General features: G+C 47.1%; 12 protein-coding genes. 9 read left to right on the top strand and 3 right to left on the bottom strand.

The annotated features are described in order from the left end of the window. Positions 1 to 11 precede the first annotated feature (11 nt). Positions 12 to 2,846 (bottom strand): TonB-dependent receptor, encoded by a 2,835-nt coding sequence (locus K0H60_RS11025; RefSeq protein WP_220055734.1) that lies wholly within the window; start codon positions 2,844 to 2,846, stop codon positions 12 to 14. Between the two features lie 637 nt (positions 2,847 to 3,483). Between K0H60_RS11025 and K0H60_RS11020 the strand changes: the two genes are divergently transcribed. The 7 genes from K0H60_RS11020 (at position 3,484) to K0H60_RS10990 (ending at position 12,840) form a co-directional block, all read left to right on the top strand. Then, positions 3,484 to 4,449, top strand: a complete 966-nt coding sequence (locus K0H60_RS11020) for a GGDEF domain-containing protein (RefSeq protein WP_220055733.1) — start codon at positions 3,484 to 3,486, stop codon at positions 4,447 to 4,449. Beyond that, entirely contained in the window at positions 4,449 to 5,603 is a 1,155-nt protein-coding gene (locus K0H60_RS11015) for an AraC family transcriptional regulator (RefSeq protein WP_220055732.1), read from the top strand. The genes K0H60_RS11020 and K0H60_RS11015 overlap by 1 nt, the downstream gene beginning before the upstream one ends. A gap of 394 nt (positions 5,604 to 5,997) precedes the next feature. Next, positions 5,998 to 7,206 (top strand): CmlA/FloR family chloramphenicol efflux MFS transporter, encoded by a 1,209-nt coding sequence (gene cml / locus K0H60_RS11010; RefSeq protein WP_220055731.1) that lies wholly within the window; start codon positions 5,998 to 6,000, stop codon positions 7,204 to 7,206. A 376-nt stretch (positions 7,207 to 7,582) separates the two neighbouring features. Next, complete coding sequence (locus tag K0H60_RS11005; RefSeq protein ID WP_220055730.1) at positions 7,583 to 8,551, top strand: helix-turn-helix transcriptional regulator; 969 nt, start codon at positions 7,583 to 7,585, stop codon at positions 8,549 to 8,551. After that, positions 8,548 to 9,750, top strand: a complete 1,203-nt coding sequence (locus K0H60_RS11000) for an EAL domain-containing response regulator (RefSeq protein WP_220055729.1) — start codon at positions 8,548 to 8,550, stop codon at positions 9,748 to 9,750. Before K0H60_RS11005 ends, K0H60_RS11000 begins: the two co-directional genes overlap by 4 nt. Positions 9,751 to 10,037: 287 nt before the next feature. Beyond that, positions 10,038 to 11,963 carry a hybrid sensor histidine kinase/response regulator gene (locus K0H60_RS10995; RefSeq protein ID WP_220055728.1) on the top strand — a complete coding sequence of 642 codons (1,926 nt, stop codon included), beginning with the start codon at positions 10,038 to 10,040 and terminating at the stop codon, positions 11,961 to 11,963. A 94-nt stretch (positions 11,964 to 12,057) separates the two neighbouring features. Next, positions 12,058 to 12,840, top strand: a complete 783-nt coding sequence (locus K0H60_RS10990) for a CLCA_X family protein (protein WP_220055727.1) — start codon at positions 12,058 to 12,060, stop codon at positions 12,838 to 12,840. A gap of 10 nt (positions 12,841 to 12,850) precedes the next feature. Here the strand turns inward: K0H60_RS10990 and K0H60_RS10985 are convergent, their stop codons facing one another. Next, positions 12,851 to 13,804: a hypothetical protein gene (locus K0H60_RS10985; protein ID WP_220055726.1), complete on the bottom strand. Its 954-nt coding sequence runs from the start codon at positions 13,802 to 13,804 to the stop codon at positions 12,851 to 12,853. A 292-nt stretch (positions 13,805 to 14,096) separates the two neighbouring features. Continuing rightward, positions 14,097 to 14,993, bottom strand: a complete 897-nt coding sequence (locus tag K0H60_RS10980; protein WP_220055725.1) for an MBL fold metallo-hydrolase — start codon at positions 14,991 to 14,993, stop codon at positions 14,097 to 14,099. 202 nt (positions 14,994 to 15,195) lie between these two features. Between K0H60_RS10980 and K0H60_RS10975 the strand changes: the two genes are divergently transcribed. Further along, the gene (locus K0H60_RS10975; RefSeq protein ID WP_220055724.1) at positions 15,196 to 16,365 is read left to right on the top strand and encodes a PepSY-associated TM helix domain-containing protein; all 1,170 of its coding nucleotides are present in this window, start codon (positions 15,196 to 15,198) and stop codon (positions 16,363 to 16,365) included. Next, complete coding sequence (locus tag K0H60_RS10970; RefSeq protein WP_220055723.1) at positions 16,365 to 16,829, top strand: PA2404 family protein; 465 nt, start codon at positions 16,365 to 16,367, stop codon at positions 16,827 to 16,829. Before K0H60_RS10975 ends, K0H60_RS10970 begins: the two co-directional genes overlap by 1 nt. Positions 16,830 to 16,865: the final 36 nt, after the last annotated feature.

Below are 16,865 nucleotides of genomic sequence, written 5' to 3'. Positions count from 1 at the left end.
TCAATAGGTGATTAATAGTTGGTGTACTGCACGCCTAACTGGAAAGTGCGGCCATAGGCTTCGTATTGGGCGTTGTAGCTGCTTTCACCCGTGTAGCTGTAGTAGGGCTCGTCGGTCAGATTCACCCCTTTGAAATACAAGGTTAAATTGCTGGTTAAATGGGCCTTGGCGACAAAGTCCCATTGCAAGTGATTGTCTTGATAGAGATCGTAGCGCTCATCACTGAGCTCAGTGACTTCCTGTAAATATTCGGATTTATAGGCCGCCGATAACCAAACACTGGCATAGCTGTTTTCATAGCCAAGCGACAGGTTTGCGGTGAGATCCGATTGGCTCGGCATCGGAATATCGCGGCTCAGTAATTGGCCATCCTCTAGCCAACTGATCTTGGCGCTGGAATCCGTATAAGTGAGGTTAGAGTTGAGCACCAGCGCATTAAAGGGCTCGGGCAAAAAGTTAAACTCTTGCACATAGCTTAGCTCCACGCCGTAGATGTCGGCGCTGTCGCCATTGACAAAGGTCACGGCGCTATGGGCATCCACATAATCGCCACGGCCAGCTAAATCCGCCTGATAGATAAAGTTGTCGATATCTTTATAAAACAGCCCCGCCGAAATTAAGCCGATATTGCCGAAGTAGTGCTCTAGGCTTAAGTCAAAGTTCATCGATTCGAGTGACTTAAGCTGTGGATTGCCAAAGGTTAAATCGATATCGCCATCATCCTCTTCGAGCAAATATCCCGGCGCTAATTGGCCGAACGTCGGGCGGACTAAGGTGTTGGTCCAGGCAGCGCGCAGCACGGTATTGTCGCTAGAGCGGTAAGTGAGGTGCAGTGCGGGCAGCCAATGATCCTCATCGCGGGAGTGGTTGATATCGATAAACTCGCTTTTGGCGCCATCATAACCGTAGCCGCTGGAATCCCATTGATTTTGCTCGAAACGCAGCCCAGTTAAGATACGCAGTTTATCGATATCGATGTGGCCCATTAGGTAGGCGGCGTTGATATCTTCGCTGATATCAAAGTCGTTAATGGTGGACTCGATATCATCACGATTGCTGTCGGCATCTAGGCTGTCGATTAGCAGCCATAAAGGCGTAGCATTGATGCCGCTGCCAAAGCGGCCGAGGTCATAGTCAAGCTCATTGCCTGCGTATTGACTCAATAACAAGTCTTCATCACTCACGCCTTGATCGCCTAAGTCGCTGTAGATCCAGATATCTTCGCGATTGGATTTATCGCGGCGGCTTAGCTTGACCCCAGTTTTTAACTCGACGCTGTAATCCGCAATGGTTAGCTGGCGGGTGAGATCCAGTTGACCACTGTTGATGGTATCTTCGGCCTTGGAGGCGGCGATTTCAATCTCATCTAACTCAAAGTTAGCGTTTTGAAAGTAGTTTTCGGGGGCGATAATCTGTGGCTGCTGAGTATGGCTAAAGCCCGTGTTATCAATCTTGGCGACAAAGTCGGCGCCAGCGATATCCCGCGGTTTTTCGGCGCTGGCGGTGCTGTGGCTCGCCTGATAGTCGAAGGTCCAGTGTTCGAAGCGGGTTTGACCGCCGAGCACAAAGGAGGTGATGTTCTGGTTCTCGGTGCGTGATTTTAGCGAGCGCGTGGTTTTACCTTGGCTGAGGGCATTGGCTTGCTGCGGCGATTTCCACTTAGTTTTGGCGCTGTTACGGGTTTCGGTATCATCAAACTCACTGTAAAGGGTGCGCAGATACAGATCGGTATCATCGCTTGGGCGATAATCGACGTTCACGCCTATGCCTAAACGTTCACGATTGATTTCATAATCCCGCGCGTCGATGGATTCGAGCGCCGCATCCTCAAAGCCGTTATCCCCAGCAAACTCCCATTTACCGCCGGTTTCGACGTTGTCTGAGCCAAAGTCGCGGTTATACCAACTGGCACCTATGGCTACCCCTAGCTTGTCGGCAAAGATATCGCTGTAGCTGGCGGCGAGTTTGGGATTGGTATTGTCGGTTAAGGTATCTTGGCTCGCTTCGGCGTTGAGGTTGAGATAAGTATCATCGCGATCGAAGGCCGACAGGCTTTTAACCTCAATCGCGCCGCCCAGTGCATCGGCATCCATATCCGGCGTTAAGGTTTTGCTCACTTCCACCGATTGCAAGAGATCCGATGGCACCACATCGAGGGCAACCGCACGGCGATCGCTTTCGGGTGAGGGCAAGCGGGTGCCGTTCATTGATACTGAGTTATAGTCCGGCGCCATACCGCGTACACGTACAAAGCGACCTTCGCCCTGATCCCGCTCGATAGACAGCCCTGGCACCCGTTGCAGTGATTCACTGATATTGCTGTCAGGGAAATTCCCCAGCACATCGGCGCTGACCACGCTTAGCACATTGTCGGCGCCGCGTTGGCGGTTCATGGATTTACTTAATGCGCCTTGTTGGCCGACGACGCGAATATGCTCGACATCTTGGCTGCTCAAGTTGATATCTTGCAGCGTGGTCTGCTTATCGCGAATGCTAACACTATGTTCCAGCGGCATAGCACCGAGGTAGTTGACCACTAAGGTGTAATCGCCATCTTGCACGCCGACAAAGAAGAAGCGGCCATCGCGGCCTGCCTGTTGACTCAGGTTGAGCTCTTTTAAGGTGACGGTCGCGCCAGCAAGGGGTTGTTGACTGACATTATCGCGAATTTGCCCTTCAAGCTTACCAACGGCAAGGGCGCTAGTGCTAAAGCCTGCGACCATCATGGCCAAGCTAATTGTTGACAGGCGTGCAGCCAATCGGGTTTTAGGGATGGCATGTTGCTTTCGCGGCGCTTGGGAGCCTTGTTGTAACTCTTGTTGTAATGGCGGGGTACGAGATTGCATCTTGAGTTCCGTTTAAGTTGTTTCTGTTGAGTGTTATTGCAAGCCTTGGGTGAAGGCCTATTTGTGATGGCGGCCAAGTTAGGGGAGCAAAATGTCAGATTTGTGACGGGATAATTGATCTACCGTGTTTGGCGCTTGTTAACGGACGAAAATGGCGCTTTTCGGCCGTGAGTGAGCCAAAATGACGCTGGAAAATCATCGCAAAAAATAGGCATGGATTAATCAAAATCGCTCAGCAATGATGCAGGTATGAAGAGTATGATTGGCAATAACAGCTTTATTTATAGCGAGTTATATCGCTGTCGGTCGAAAAGCAAAGAGATGCAGCAAAGGTTTAGTAAAGCCCGCGAAGGCACAGAGTTCAGCATCAATCAGCTCAATATGGTTTTTTTATCCGTACCACTCAAAAGTGCCTGAGCTAATTTGCCGCTGTGGTCGGCGCGGATAGTATGGGGTTAAGATTATTTTGCATTTAATTCAATATATTAAGTTTTATTTGTTTATGTTTGTCAGTTGAGCGCCACTAAATGGCGTCACGGCGTTGTCATAAAAGCCCGCTAACTTGCCATCCCATAAAGCATTAACGTTGTATTTGCCCGTTTGGGCTTCACAGAACAAACAGAACAAGGTGTGTACTTTGGGAACTCCTGCAAAATCATTACGGCTCGCCAGCGTCTATGGCTTAAGTCTGCTTATCATCTTTATCGTGCCGCTGTTTCTTTGGCAAAGCACCACGGCCAAGACAGTGGCGGCGGTGGATTGGTTCGATGTCGTCACCGAGGGCGCCTTATTTATCCTCGGCATGTGTTGGTTGATGGTGATAGTGTCTGTTCGCCCCTCTGGCCGGGTGACAAACCTGTTGATCGCTGGCCTCTCAAGTTACTGCTTGGGCTGCTATTTAGATTTGTTAGATGAGATTTTTATCGTCAAAACTATCCCAGTGTATAACTGGTTTGAAAAGATGCCGACGCCAGTTGGGCTATTGGTGTTGACCTGTGGCCTATGGCTATGGCGAGATGAGCAAACCGTCGTCAATCGCCAGTTGCAAACTCGGGAGCAGTTTCACCGTGAACATCAATTAACCGATGGCTTGACCTTGCTCAATGATGCTAAAGCATTTGAACATCACTTAATAAAACAATTGTCGCAAAATCAAGCGTTTGGTCTGATTATGCTTGATATCGATAATTTTCATCAATACAACCAAAATCAAGGGGTGGAAGAGGGTGATAGGCTCTTGTCGCAGTTGGCATTGTGGCTCAGCTCAACCCTTAGGAATCAGGATTTAGTCTGCCGCTACGCTGGTGATCGCTTTATCATTCTGTTGCGCGGTGCGATTCCGCCCTTAGTGAGTGTGATGGCGGAGCAGATACAGCAAGGTGTTGGCGCGTTCGGTTGTAGCGCCTCCGTGGTCTGGGCACTGCCATCACCTAAAGTGTTGCCGTTGCAAACGCATAAAGCGCAGGCAAAGGAAGAGGCCGCTACGCTGCTGCAATTGTTGAATCAAAAAATATCACTGCAAAAAGAGAATCGTAGTCCGGCAGCCACACCAGCTCAAGCGAGTAACGCGCAAAATTCGTCGACCTTAAGTGAGCTTAACTGATGCGCGCGCTCGCCACTTGGCAGGATAAATGTATTGATAGTCAATTGCTGGTGGCGAGCATCGTTGGGCTTTTTAAGCAGCGTGGGCTCGATAGCGATAAGTTGTTACGAGGCACGGGGATTTTTGCCGCAGATATTCGTAAACCCGATCACCTTATTAGTCCAAAGCAGTTATCTCGGCTGCTGGACAATGCCTTATCCCTGTGGCCAAGTGGCGATTTAAGTTTCTTATTGGGTCAGCTGTGGCTGCCATCCCAAAGTGGCGCGCTCACGGCGGGGATATTTTGCGCGCGGGATCTGAAGTCGCTCGGGCATTTTTGGCATAAATATCATTGGCTCACACAACCTTGGCTGCAAACTTGGCGCTGGCAAGGAGAGCAGGAATGGCACTTTCTATTAAGCCTCGACCTAGGTATGCAGCGGCACAAACAGTTTTTCATCGAATTAAGTCTGTCGTCCCTCACGGCATGCTGCAAACAATTGCTTGGCCAAGCATGGCGCGGCAGTATCAGTTTTCCTTACCCCGCACCAGCGAACTTAGCCCATTATTATAAGTATTTCGGCACTGAGTTAAGCTTTGATGCGCCCCTTTGCCGAGTTTCGATGGCAAAATCCCTGCTGTGCCAACCTCTGTTGTTTGCAAGCCACTCCGAGACCCATGTGATCGATTTTGCTGGCTCCAAATATACAAAGCCGCCGAATAAGCCCGCAGCGTTGCAACCTTGGGATCACCCTCATGCGGGAACGTTGGATCGCCATTTTAACGAGCCGCTTGCGAGTACTGTGTTAGGGCCGCAACTGACGATGGCCAAGAATGCCCGCCAAGCCCTGCTCGCGCATGGGTTTCGCCATGGATTAGCGGCAGGGATCCGCCTTAAATTGATGCACAATGCATTAAGCCTGCCGGAAATGGCGCAATTGTTAGAGATGAGTCCTGCCACGTTAAAACGGCGTCTTGGGGAGATGGGGCTGAGTTACGGACAATTGGTCGATGAGTCCCGTTTGATTAAAGCGCTGTATTTTCTCGCCGAACCAGATCAGGATGCCAATAGCATTGCGCATTCCTTATCCTTCAGTGACGCCAGTAATTTTAGACGTTCCTTCAAGCGCTGGACCGGCCAATTACCCGCCTATTTCCGCTTTTGGCTCGCCTAAGCAAGCGCGATAAGTACTTACGGCTCAAAACAGTAACAATTTCAACTGTTTTTGAATGGATATTCGCGATTTTGCATAATGGTTAGAAAAATCCTCGGGGTTATATTTTTATTTATGCAAATTAAAGCATACTCAGTCATTTATAAACTCAGTGGCGATTGGGTGCTGATTGGGGAATAAGTCATAGCCATCGAGGGGGGATTTGTGTCATGATCCGCCATCTTGTGCTGCAAGAGGCATGGTGAATCGTGCGGTAACCGGCGTTGTAATAAGCCCGCAGCCAGAACAGTAATAAGTTATTCGACAGGTTAAAAACGGAGGTTAAAGATGAAGAGGGCGGTGCCTTTTATCCAATTATCGCTGTAAACATTCATAGCAATAATTGGATTTTAACATGACAAAATTTAATCAAAACCTGCAAGACCGCAAATGGGATTATACCTTTGCGTACTCACTTCTATTACTCATTCCCTTCGATTTACTCGCCTCCCTTGGCATGGATCTGTATCTGCCTGCCATTAATGATATTCGCCAGAGCTTTAGTGTTAGCCAAGATCAAATGCAGCTGACCTTAACCCTGTATATGGCGATTTTAGGCTTAGGCCAGTTGTTATTTGGACCGCTATCCGACGCAATCGGACGCAGGCGAGTGGTGATTGCCGGAGCCTTAGTTTACGCAGGTTCCAGTTTGGCGATGGCACTAACCGACAGCTTCAGTGTGTTTCTGCTCCTTAGGATTGTGCAGGCCTTGAGCGCCTCGGCCGTGCTGGTGGCGGCATTTGCGACCGTGCGAGATGTGTTTGCCGATAGGGAAGAAGGCGTCGTTATCTATGCCATTATGGGCTCAGTGCTCGCGGCCGTACCTGCGGTAGCGCCTTTTATTGGCTCGCTTATCGATGGACTTTGGCATTGGCGAGGGATTTTCTACACCTTAGCGATATTTGCTGCTCTAGTTGGGTTGCATGCCTTACTGAAATGGCCTGAAACCCGCCCAGCACAGACCCATCCCTTTGAGTGGTCGAGATGTATTAACATCATTCGCTCTAAGGCGTTTTTAGGCTATACCTTGGCCTACGCCACGGCTATGGGGGCCTTCTTTGTCTATTTTTCGGCTTCACCGAGCATACTGATGGACAAATTAGGGCTCGATAAGGTGGCCTTTAGCCTGTGGTTTGGCTCGGTTGCGATAGTCATGATCATCACCACTCGCTTTGTTAAGCATCTCGTCAAACGTTGGGGCACACAGGGAACTGTGCTTAGAGGCCTGATCGGCATGATGCTAAGCGGCGGCCTATTGTATGGGCTGGAATGGCTAAATGGGCTGAGTTTACTTGGGTTTATGCTGCCTATGTACTTCATAGGAGTGCATATCGCCTTAACCTGTGCCGTAACCGCTAATGGTGCTTTAGCGGCGTTTTCCCATTCTGCGGGGCTGGCAACCGCTCTGTATTATGCCATCGAGAGCCTGTTCTTAAGTGCCTTAGTCAGTCTGTTGATTTGGCTGTTACCCTCGGGTACTTCGCTGGTGATCTGTAGTTATATTTTGATCTCGGCGTCACTATCACTGCTATTTATTCTCTCCATTAGAGCAGATCACAAATAGCCTCTGCTTCGTTATCGTCCATTAAAAGCCGAGAATAACTCGGCTTTTTTGCATGCTTTATTGGTTGTTATTTGCTCGAAATTACCGTACGTATCACTAGACACTTTTTTTCGTTGTCCAATGTTACTGTGCCATGGTTTTAGGTTAAAGCTGGCATTTATACTGCAATTCCTGTGGCAAACGCATGGTTACGACTCGGAGCAAATGGAGGGACAAGTGATGCAAGAAGAGAAAATCACGGGACTCTATTTTGTGGAAGAACAGCAACGCATTTGGATTATTTATACCCTAAGACATCCAGAGCCAATAGATGATGTGAACCATGAGACATATATGGAGCTGCTTGAGAAAATAAAAAAGACTGATGGAACACGTTATGATTTGTACGCCTATCTCCTATCCAAGCAAAACAAGTGCACAGACATTCTCCAATTTCTTAAAACACACTCGCACTGAAAACCAGTTGTCTCAGGAAGAGCTATGTTGCCTGCTACGGCAAAAGAGTTGTTTGTTCGATACCTTAGATGCCATCACTATCAGCCGCTGGGAACGCGGGGTGAATATTCCCTCATTGGCCAAACAAGCGGAAATTGTCGAAATTTTTGGCTCTGAACTATTTGATATTTATCGTGAAGATAAAACTTTTATCCATGAAGGCTTATCACTGATCAATTTATTTGAGTCCAGTATCGAGCGTAGTGAACATCCTTACTATCGAAATAAACCCTATCGCGTCGAGTTTATTGATAGCCAGGATGACAACTTTATGACCTTGCTGCAGTTGAGCTTGGTTTATGAGAGTAATCCACGGCTTTCCTTGACGAATCGTCAATTAACTCAGCCCTTCATTTGCGGATTATCGCTGGTGGTCGCCTTTAGTTTTGGTGAGCAGATCGTGGGGCATAGTCTGTTTTGCCGCACTCAGGCTAAGGTTGCGCTCGAATTTATGAACGACGAGGTGGATTTATTCGAAGTCATTGGCCATCACTCCCAGTCGATTCCCGATACCTTGATGGTGTTTTCATCCTTTGGGGTGACGCCACATATTGAGAACTACATGATGTCTGTTTACCTCCATAAGATGGCCTTAAGTCGCTCGATCAAGTACTTAAGTTTTAGCATTTGTGATGAAGCCTTAAAGCGTAAACTCACGCAGTTTAAATTACCGCTTTTTAAGATCCGAACCTTAGATAACTATCATAAACCCTTAAAAAATTACTCATTTTTTGCAAGTCGAACCGAAGTGATGGCGAATCGAAATTTGCTGAAATTGTCTGTCATTCCTTCGGCTAAGTCACAGACAATCGATCCCGTTTTCTTTATGCAGTTAGGGACCAGCATATGAATATACTCATCATCGATGATCAAAAATTTATCCGTGAGACGCTCAAAGCAGATATTCATCGGTATTTAGCTGAGGACGATATCCATATTTATGAGGCGAGTAATGGCAATCAAGGAATAGAGTTGCTGATGGCGCTGGATGTGTCACTCGACTTGGTGATTATCGATTTAAAAATGGAGCAGGGGGATGGTATCGCCGTCATTAACATGCTGGCGACAACGCCTCGTTGGCTGACTGTGCCTATTGCGGTGATCAGTTCCTCCGATAAACGCACACTGGAATTGGTTGATTGCATTATTCATACCCTGAGACTTAACTTGGTTGGCGTGTTTGCCAAACCTGTTAATGCGAGCGATATCTTAACCCCATTGCTGGCAACGGAAGCCGAAGATAGTGAGCCAGACAATCAGGCCAATCGACGTCACCGGCATGCAAATATTAATGTACAGCAACTACTTAAAGATGAGCAGTTGATCCTCTGTTATCAGCCTAAAATTAATTTAACTACCCAAGAAATCATGGGGTTTGAGGTGTTATCGCGACTGTGCGACCGTCATCATGGGTATATTTATCCCGATGCGTTTTTACCCTTAATCAATCAGCAGGGCCTAAATAGCGTTTTCACTCGTATGGTGATTTCTCAAGCGTTGCAATGTTGGTTACGTCAGCCTCTATTAGCCAAGTATTCGCTATCGATTAATATTACTGCCGACGATCTTACCTGTGATGAGTTGATTGAATACATTATTGAATCGAGCCGTAACCATGATGGTATTCGGTTGATGTTAGAGTTGACTGAATCCCAAGAGATCATCAATCAGGATAGAGTGCTTAATTCAATTGCACGGCTGATTATTAACAATATTGATATTTCCCTCGATGATTTTGGCAAAAGCTATTCCACCTACGATCGCCTCGATGCTATTCCGTTTAAAGAAATCAAAATCGATAAAAGTTTTGTCTCTGATATGGATATCAATCATCAACATTATCTGATTGTTGAGTCAACCATTGCCCTTGCGCAGAAGATGCATGTCAAAGTGGTCGCTGAGGGGGTAGAAACAGCGGCCATTGCGGCTATTTTGACTGCCCTAGGATGTGATGTGGCACAAGGCTATTTGTATAGCCCTCCCATTGAAGGTCGATATCTTATTGACTGGATAGGCCAATATCAGGGCGAATTAATGCATGCACAGTGATGTATTGGAGCCTCAAGTACGGCGGGCAGTATGGGTTTTTATGAGCCAATACTCCCCCGTTCAACAGCAAGTGCTTAGGCGAGCCTTACTCACTGAACTTGACTGTTTACATCATCAACTGATGCAACTCACTTTAGATGAGAGTATTGCTGAACTTAAACATAGTTTTTTAGGTATAACCAGTTGTCTCGCCTTACACGAGATCTTATCCGTCCCAAGCATAACATCCGTCGACCCCTTGTTGGCGCGAGTCAGGCTATTGCTTAAGGTTGTTCGGGAGGAAAACCATGGGCAGTAAATATACTCCGAGCATTCATTTGTTAACGGGATTACTGGTTACCTTGCTACTGATTTGTTTGACTCTGGCCCATACAACCCACGAGTTTAAAGCGGTTTATCAAAAAAAAGCTCAAGCAGTATTCGCCTCATCCCAGGATATGTTTTTACAGCATCGCATAATGCTGGATGCGCTCAGATCGTTTTTTCATGCCTCTGAGGCGGTGTCACCCCAAGAGTTTGAAATCTTTGCTAAGGATCTATTGATGATAAAATCGGCGCTGGCTTTTACCTTAAGGCCGGATCTTCAACTTGCGTATCTCTCGGATCCTTCTCGACTCTCCGAATTGCAACGACTACAACTGCATCGCACTGAGCAAGGCGAGCTACAGGCTCAATTAATGGATTATCTCCTCGTCTCCCTTAAGATTGATGAACCTAACATGCCGTATCTTATCTATGCCATCTCGCAAAAAAGGATTTTGACCCGCATCGATCTGGAACAGAACATTTGCGTTACCTATCAATTTGAGCACTCGATAGTGCGAAGTTCAGCCTGTGACAAGCCTCCTGCTGTGGGCTTTTGGCGGCTATTTACTTATTCCGATGAGCAGTTTGTGGTACTGAGCGAATATCAGACTCAATTTAATCTACAGGTTTACTACCAAGTTCCTCGTGCAGAAGTGATTGAAATCTTGGTGATTATCCTTTCTATTGCGTCGCTCGGGCTGGCATTTTCAGTGCTGTGGTTTGTTAAAGCGAAGCATCGACAAGTGGTACAACGTATTGAGTGCGAAAACCGCTCTAAGTTAGCGTTACTCGCCAGTATTAACCACGAGATCCGAACACCAATTAACGCGTTACTCGGTTATAGCAAGCTGTTAAAGAAAACCCTCTCGCGACAGGAAGCGCAATTAAGGTTGCACTATGTAGAGCAAGGAGGGGATAAAGCATTAAGTACTATCGTCGATAAAATGATCTGGTCAGCGAATTTACTCTATTCAGTTGCCGAAAATACCTTAAATTACAGTAAGGCTGAGGTGGGAAAGCTACAGCTTGACCAACATCCTGTGAACCTAAGGGAATATGTCGAGCGTATTCAAGAATACTATCGAGCTTTTAATAGCACCTCAGGTAAAACCCTTAGTGTGACCATTAGTGATACCTTACCGGACTGGCTGGTGCTGGATGGCACTAAACTGTTCCAACTCATTACTAATATTATTAATAATGCCTTTAAATACAGTACTGGCGAGCAAGTGCATTGTTATATGGATTTGCCCATGTCATCGCTACAAGTCTCGACTTCCCCCATGTTAAGGATATTAATCCGCGATTTTGGTGAAGGCATGTCTTGGCGGGCAAAACAGGCTTTGGATGAGCCCTTTAATCATCAATCGGTATCAAGTCACGGCATATCAGGAATGGGGCTTGGGTTATATACCTGTAAGCGCTTATTAGAGCAGATAGGTGGGAAATTACGTTTACGCAGCCAGGAAGGGCAAGGCACTACCGTACTGTTGCGCTTTCCCTGTCAATTGCATTGCGGGGTGCCTGTGCCAACAAATCACTATGCACAGCAGTCATTACTTTTGGTTGACGATAATTTATTTAATCTTGAGATTTGCCGTAGTGCGCTCGAGTCGCATTTTTCGCATATTCACAGTGCTGATAGGGCTGAAGAGGCTTTAAGATTATTTAGCACCCAGCGACCGTCTATCGTGATTGTAGATTACCGCTTAAAGGATACGGACGGGTTGGCCTTAATCAAGCAAATGGTTATCGCCCAAGCTGAGGATTCTTGGGCATGTCAGTTCTTTATGCTATCAGCGAATGATCGCCACGAGATCCGTGATTTGGCACAGTTCCCTGAGGTGATTTTTATGCAAAAGCCCTTTAGCCTAGAAGTATTCTTTAGCAAATTAGCGGTGGTTTAATAGAAGTAAGATTGTTGTCTGTGAAGCTATAAATCGATTCCGCTTTCACATAGAATCACTTCCATACTATGTTCACCCACGACTTTAACCGATAGTGTTACTCCATCAGCAATATACCCGCCATGGCCCCGATTATCGCTTCGGGGTGCAAATGACCTTTCTGGATGTAAAGCAAACCTTTGGCTTTAGCCATGTGCGCGTGGGGCGTTGGGTCACGCGGGAGGAATCGTTAATTGCCGCGAATTTAGTGTTTGATTCGCTGGCAGATCTTGCCTTTATCCTCAATTTACCGCCGTTGACTTTAGGGTTGAGGCAAACTCTAAGCCTTGCCTTTGGCCATGGTGGACAAAAGGGCGTGCAGGCTCACTATGCGCCAGGGGCGCGAGAGCTGGCGTTAGCCAAAAATGCGGGTGCTGGAGCGCTGGCCCATGAGTTTTGGCATGCCTTTGACCATTATGTTGCGCCCAAGGCGTTTTCGCGAGTCTCGGGGCGTTTTAAGTGCGCCAGCGATCTCTGGCTTGCGGATCTGCCACTTATCGAGCATCCGCTCAATCAGCGGTTGGCCGAAATTTTTCGGGTGACATTACTCTCCGAGGACAATTTGGAGCCAAGCGATTATGTGCGCCGCGCCATAGCCTTGGATAAACGCTATGGCGCGCAGTATTTTGCTAAACCGACGGAAATGATGGCTCGCGCGTTTGAAGCTTGCATCGAATCCTATCATGGGATCCAAAATCCCTACTTAGTCTCTGGTACGCGCTATTCTGCGTTAGCGAAGGAAGGGGCTTATCCCGATGAACAGCATAGGCAACGTATCTTAAATGCTTTGATTGCCTACTTTGAGCCATTAGGCATGGCGTTAGGGAAAGCGGGATAAGCTGACTTGGTTAGTCTGCGAGTTGCTGCCGACAGTAGGCGAGCTGGTGACGAATCGCATCGAGATATTGCGAGGCGTGATAATCCATCAGGTACCAAGGGCTCGCTTGGCTTTCGGGAAGATGATTAAAGAATAAGGGCTCGCTCGCTTTTAGCTTGCTGTGATCGGCACATTGTTGCCAAATCTCATAAGGCGTGTGTGCAAGGGTCGCTAAGTGGTGACGTAGCGTTTGTTTCATCTCCTCGCTTACACTTGGGGCGAGGTTGGATTGTCTGAGTAATTCCAGCTGTTCGAAGAGATCCTCACATAAAGTTTGTTTATTTTCACTGCTATCGGTTTCACTGACTTCATCTGTTTCACAGTCCTTGGACATTGGCTCCCAAGGCATCAATGTAAACTCAGCCCAATCTAAGCGTTCACACTGCAGCGTCTTTGCGATTCTTCTTTCCCCTAGCCAGTTATGCACCATGCAGGGTAAATGGAGTGTCTCCGGTAGTTCAATACTGCGCTGTAAGCTTGGCAACAGCGACATGCGTTGAACCTGTACGTGATTTGCCAATTGCAGCATGAGCACAACTGTCGTTAAGCCTGAGGATGGCCAACAACCAAGGGATGCGGTGAGATCGGTAGCGACTTGTGTTAATGCTTTCGCCAGTTGCACAGCTTGCGAATGACCTTGAACTTCAAAGGCATACTGCGACTCAGCAAAGCCGCCATTGGCAATATTGACGACTTGGCTTTGGGGAGCATTCTGCTGCGACCACTGCGTGCCATTAAAGATAAAGGTGAGGCCTTCGGCCGCGGGCTGCCACTCGCCAGAGGCATTGCCAATAATGGTCACTTGCTCAAGCTTAAGTTGCTCTGCGAGTGTGCGAAGGCAAATCCTAGGTTGTGGCTCAGCCAATTGACGGTGCATATGCGTATGGGACTGAGGCGCATCGGCTAAGGGCTGTGGATAGGACATACTCGCAAGGACTCTTTAAAACAAAGATGGGTATTGTAGCGGATCTTCTGTTTTGACTAAAGAATTATTCCCCTGAAGCGACAGGCAAGATAATTAATAAAATTTCATAATAACAGTACGTTAGACCGTTTTCGTTTCGGTTTTTCTCCCCAGTTAATCTCCTCAAGCGTAGGTTGATGTATTTGGGGGTGAGGGCTATTAAGTTGCGAGTGGTATTGCCCGCTAAGCTGTTGGAGCCTTTGTTTTGTAAACTCTAGCTATGAACTTTCGTCCTCAAAATAGTACTTATCTGTTATTTTCCCGATGTTTGACGTTCTTTTTCTATCACGGCAATGGTACGTTCGATAAATTTCCTCAAGGCTTTTGGCGGCAGAAAAGGGGATTTTCCCTCCTGATTAAAGCACGCAACCAGCTCTGCGATCTGTGGATGTTGGGTTATCTGTTCCACACTCTTGCCTGAGTCAATTAGCGACTCGATTTGTTGAACCCAGTCATTGGTGTTTTGTTGAAAGCGGCGCAGCGAGTCTTTATGACTTGGTTTACCATGGCCAGGCACGATAAGGCTGTCCTCATTACCTATGGCTAAAATATGGTTAATGGCGCCATTAAATCCACTAAGACCACCAGCATAAAAAGTCGGGTGCCAGCTGTTATCGACAATATCGCCAACAAACAAGCTGTTGCTCTGAGGGTGAAAATAAATCCAGTCGGCAGATGAATGGGATGATACTTGGGTGGCCAATATATCGGGTATCAGGGATTGCAATGGCACAGTTTTTTGCGCTGCCACCGTGTTCTGCATCTGGGCTGTATTTTGCAACGGTACTTTTTGTGACGGTATATTTTGTGATGGAACTGTGTCTTGCGTTGGCACTAGGCGCGCGCCCTGTTGGATAAAGTGCTGATTACCACCGGTATGATCGGCGTGTTCATGGGTATTTAAGATGAATTTAACGGGTTTGACATAGAGAGATTGAATCGCATCATCCAGAGCACTTAAGTGTTCATCCCCAGGCATAGGATCGATAAGCACTAAACCATCCTGCGTCAATATCAGGCCAATATTGGTGCCGTAATCGATGCCTTTTAAAAGATGTACTTGCTCAGAGACTTGCTCAGCACTGATGGTATTGGCTTGAACAATGAAGCTAGACGTTAAAAAAACGAGGGTAACGAATACCTTATGCATAGTGAAATCACTCTCTGGTTTAGCCTAATCGATGGGATCTTTAAGCATTATTGACCGCATTCGAGTTGCGAGCTATTGCGCAACTCGGCCTAATTTGTGACAAATCTTATAAACCTATCGTATTATCAATATGCTGTATTGATAACAATTCGCATTACCTTTACACTGTTGGGATTCTAAAAGAGGTAGGAAACAATCCCCCATGGCGAAAATAAGTAATCGCTTCTGGTTTATGTTACACGGTTGGGTGTCATTGCCCATCTGGATTTTATTCAGTTTTATCTGTTTAACGGGCACGGTGGCCGTGTTGAGTCATGAGTTGACTTGGCTGACCAACCCAGCGGCTCGTGCGACTAATCCTAACGAATTACCCGCAAAACCCGTCGACGAGTTAATGCTGGTGGTCGAAAAGGCATATCCGAATGCGCAAGTGATGGGGGCAATGACCCTCGAGCCTTATTTAGTCAATGCCATTACCTTTACCGATGCCGATAAACCCTATGCCATCGCCTATGTGAATCAATATACGGGCGAAATCCAGCAGATCAATGAAGGGTTAACCTTTATCGGTTTTATGCGCTCATTACATGGTTGGCTGTTGTTCCCTTGGCAGAGCGGTTATAGCGTGGGGTATTACCTTGTGTGTTCTATGGCACTTTTGATGCTCGCCTCATTGGTAACGGGACTCATCGTTTATAAACGTTTCTGGCGCAGCTTTTTTGCCCCAAAACTTAGACTAACACAAGGCAAGAAGACTCTATTGTCGGATCTGCATAAACTCTCTGGCGTCTGGTCGATTTGGTTTATCGCGATTATGAGCCTCACAGGGCTGTGGTATTTAGTCCAAGCCATCTTCTGGCATGCCGATATCGATATTGAATCCCATGCGCCTATGATCGCCGCCGAGCAAGTGCCATTGATGCAAGCTGGTGATACGCAACTGCCAAGCGCTAATGTCTCCTTTACTGAGGCCTTAAGTTTAGCCAAGCAGCGTTTTCCCGATTTTCAGCCAAGCTATGTGATGCTGCCCGAGCATCAGCGGGATATGTACCATTTAAGCGGTAGTGGCGATCATATTTTTTACGATCAATATTCCTATAGCCTCAGCATTAACCCATGGACCGGCGAAATCGCCAGCGCTACCTCGCCAGAAACCATGACAGGTATGCAAACCTTAATGCATATTGCCGATCCGCTGCATTACGGCACCTTAGGTGGCATTTGGACTAAATTGATTTGGTTCTTCTTTGGGCTGGTGCTTTCAGGTATGTCTATTACCGGTTTTATGATGTGGGGACTGCGCCATGTCCGCGCCTTTAAACAGGCCGAAACCAAAGACTTAGCTGCAGATATGATAGGGGAGACTCGCTAATGGCATCATCGATATTTTGGCTAAAGCATAAATATAAGCTCAGTGGCTTGATTTTGATTTTACCCTTTGTGTTTCTCTATCAATCGCTTAGCCCAAGCTTTCCGCCCGCTTGGCCGAGCCAGCAGCTTGGTGAATTTAAAATCGCGCCAATGCCCTTAGATTTAAAGGCGCCTTACAAACACCACGATGATTACGTAAAAGATTTTATGTTGATCTTTGAACAGGGTGATGTCGCCCATATTCGCCAAGGTTATGCCAATATCGGCCCAGAGGCCTTGCCATTAGAAGCCCTGCAAAAAGGTGAAAACGGGGTTTTACATGGCAGTAAACATGGCCAGCATGTGCATGCGATAACCGGCGCTAAGTTAGCGGCAACGGACAGCCTGTGGGTGTCGATTCAAAATTGGCAGGGCGAATGGTTAGTCAGCCAATGGCCTATCCCCGAGGCAGTGTTAGTTCAGTAATACCGCTAGCAAATTGTTTGCAGTAAAACCGCCCTC

Source organism: Shewanella mangrovisoli (assembly GCF_019457635.1).
Classification (GTDB): domain Bacteria; phylum Pseudomonadota; class Gammaproteobacteria; order Enterobacterales; family Shewanellaceae; genus Shewanella; species Shewanella mangrovisoli.
The sequence above is the reverse complement of the archived record's forward strand: the minus strand, read 5'-3'. Positions and strand labels throughout refer to the sequence as shown.

What these genes read in the sequence shown, in the direction of transcription:
- K0H60_RS11015 (WP_220055732.1), top strand. Translation starts at nt 4,449, where the DNA reads ATGCGCGCGCTCGCCACTTGGCAGGATAAATGTATTGATAGTCAATTG.
- K0H60_RS10975 (WP_220055724.1), top strand. Translation starts at nt 15,196, where the DNA reads ATGGCGAAAATAAGTAATCGCTTCTGGTTTATGTTACACGGTTGGGTG.
- K0H60_RS11005 (WP_220055730.1), top strand. Translation starts at nt 7,583, where the DNA reads ATGATTTGTACGCCTATCTCCTATCCAAGCAAAACAAGTGCACAGACA.
- K0H60_RS10980 (WP_220055725.1), bottom strand. Translation starts at nt 14,993, where the DNA reads ATGCATAAGGTATTCGTTACCCTCGTTTTTTTAACGTCTAGCTTCATT.
- K0H60_RS10985 (WP_220055726.1), bottom strand. Translation starts at nt 13,804, where the DNA reads ATGTCCTATCCACAGCCCTTAGCCGATGCGCCTCAGTCCCATACGCAT.
- cml (WP_220055731.1), top strand. Translation starts at nt 5,998, where the DNA reads ATGACAAAATTTAATCAAAACCTGCAAGACCGCAAATGGGATTATACC.
- K0H60_RS10970 (WP_220055723.1), top strand. Translation starts at nt 16,365, where the DNA reads ATGGCATCATCGATATTTTGGCTAAAGCATAAATATAAGCTCAGTGGC.
- K0H60_RS11025 (WP_220055734.1), bottom strand. Translation starts at nt 2,846, where the DNA reads ATGCAATCTCGTACCCCGCCATTACAACAAGAGTTACAACAAGGCTCC.
- K0H60_RS10995 (WP_220055728.1), top strand. Translation starts at nt 10,038, where the DNA reads ATGGGCAGTAAATATACTCCGAGCATTCATTTGTTAACGGGATTACTG.
- K0H60_RS11000 (WP_220055729.1), top strand. Translation starts at nt 8,548, where the DNA reads ATGAATATACTCATCATCGATGATCAAAAATTTATCCGTGAGACGCTC.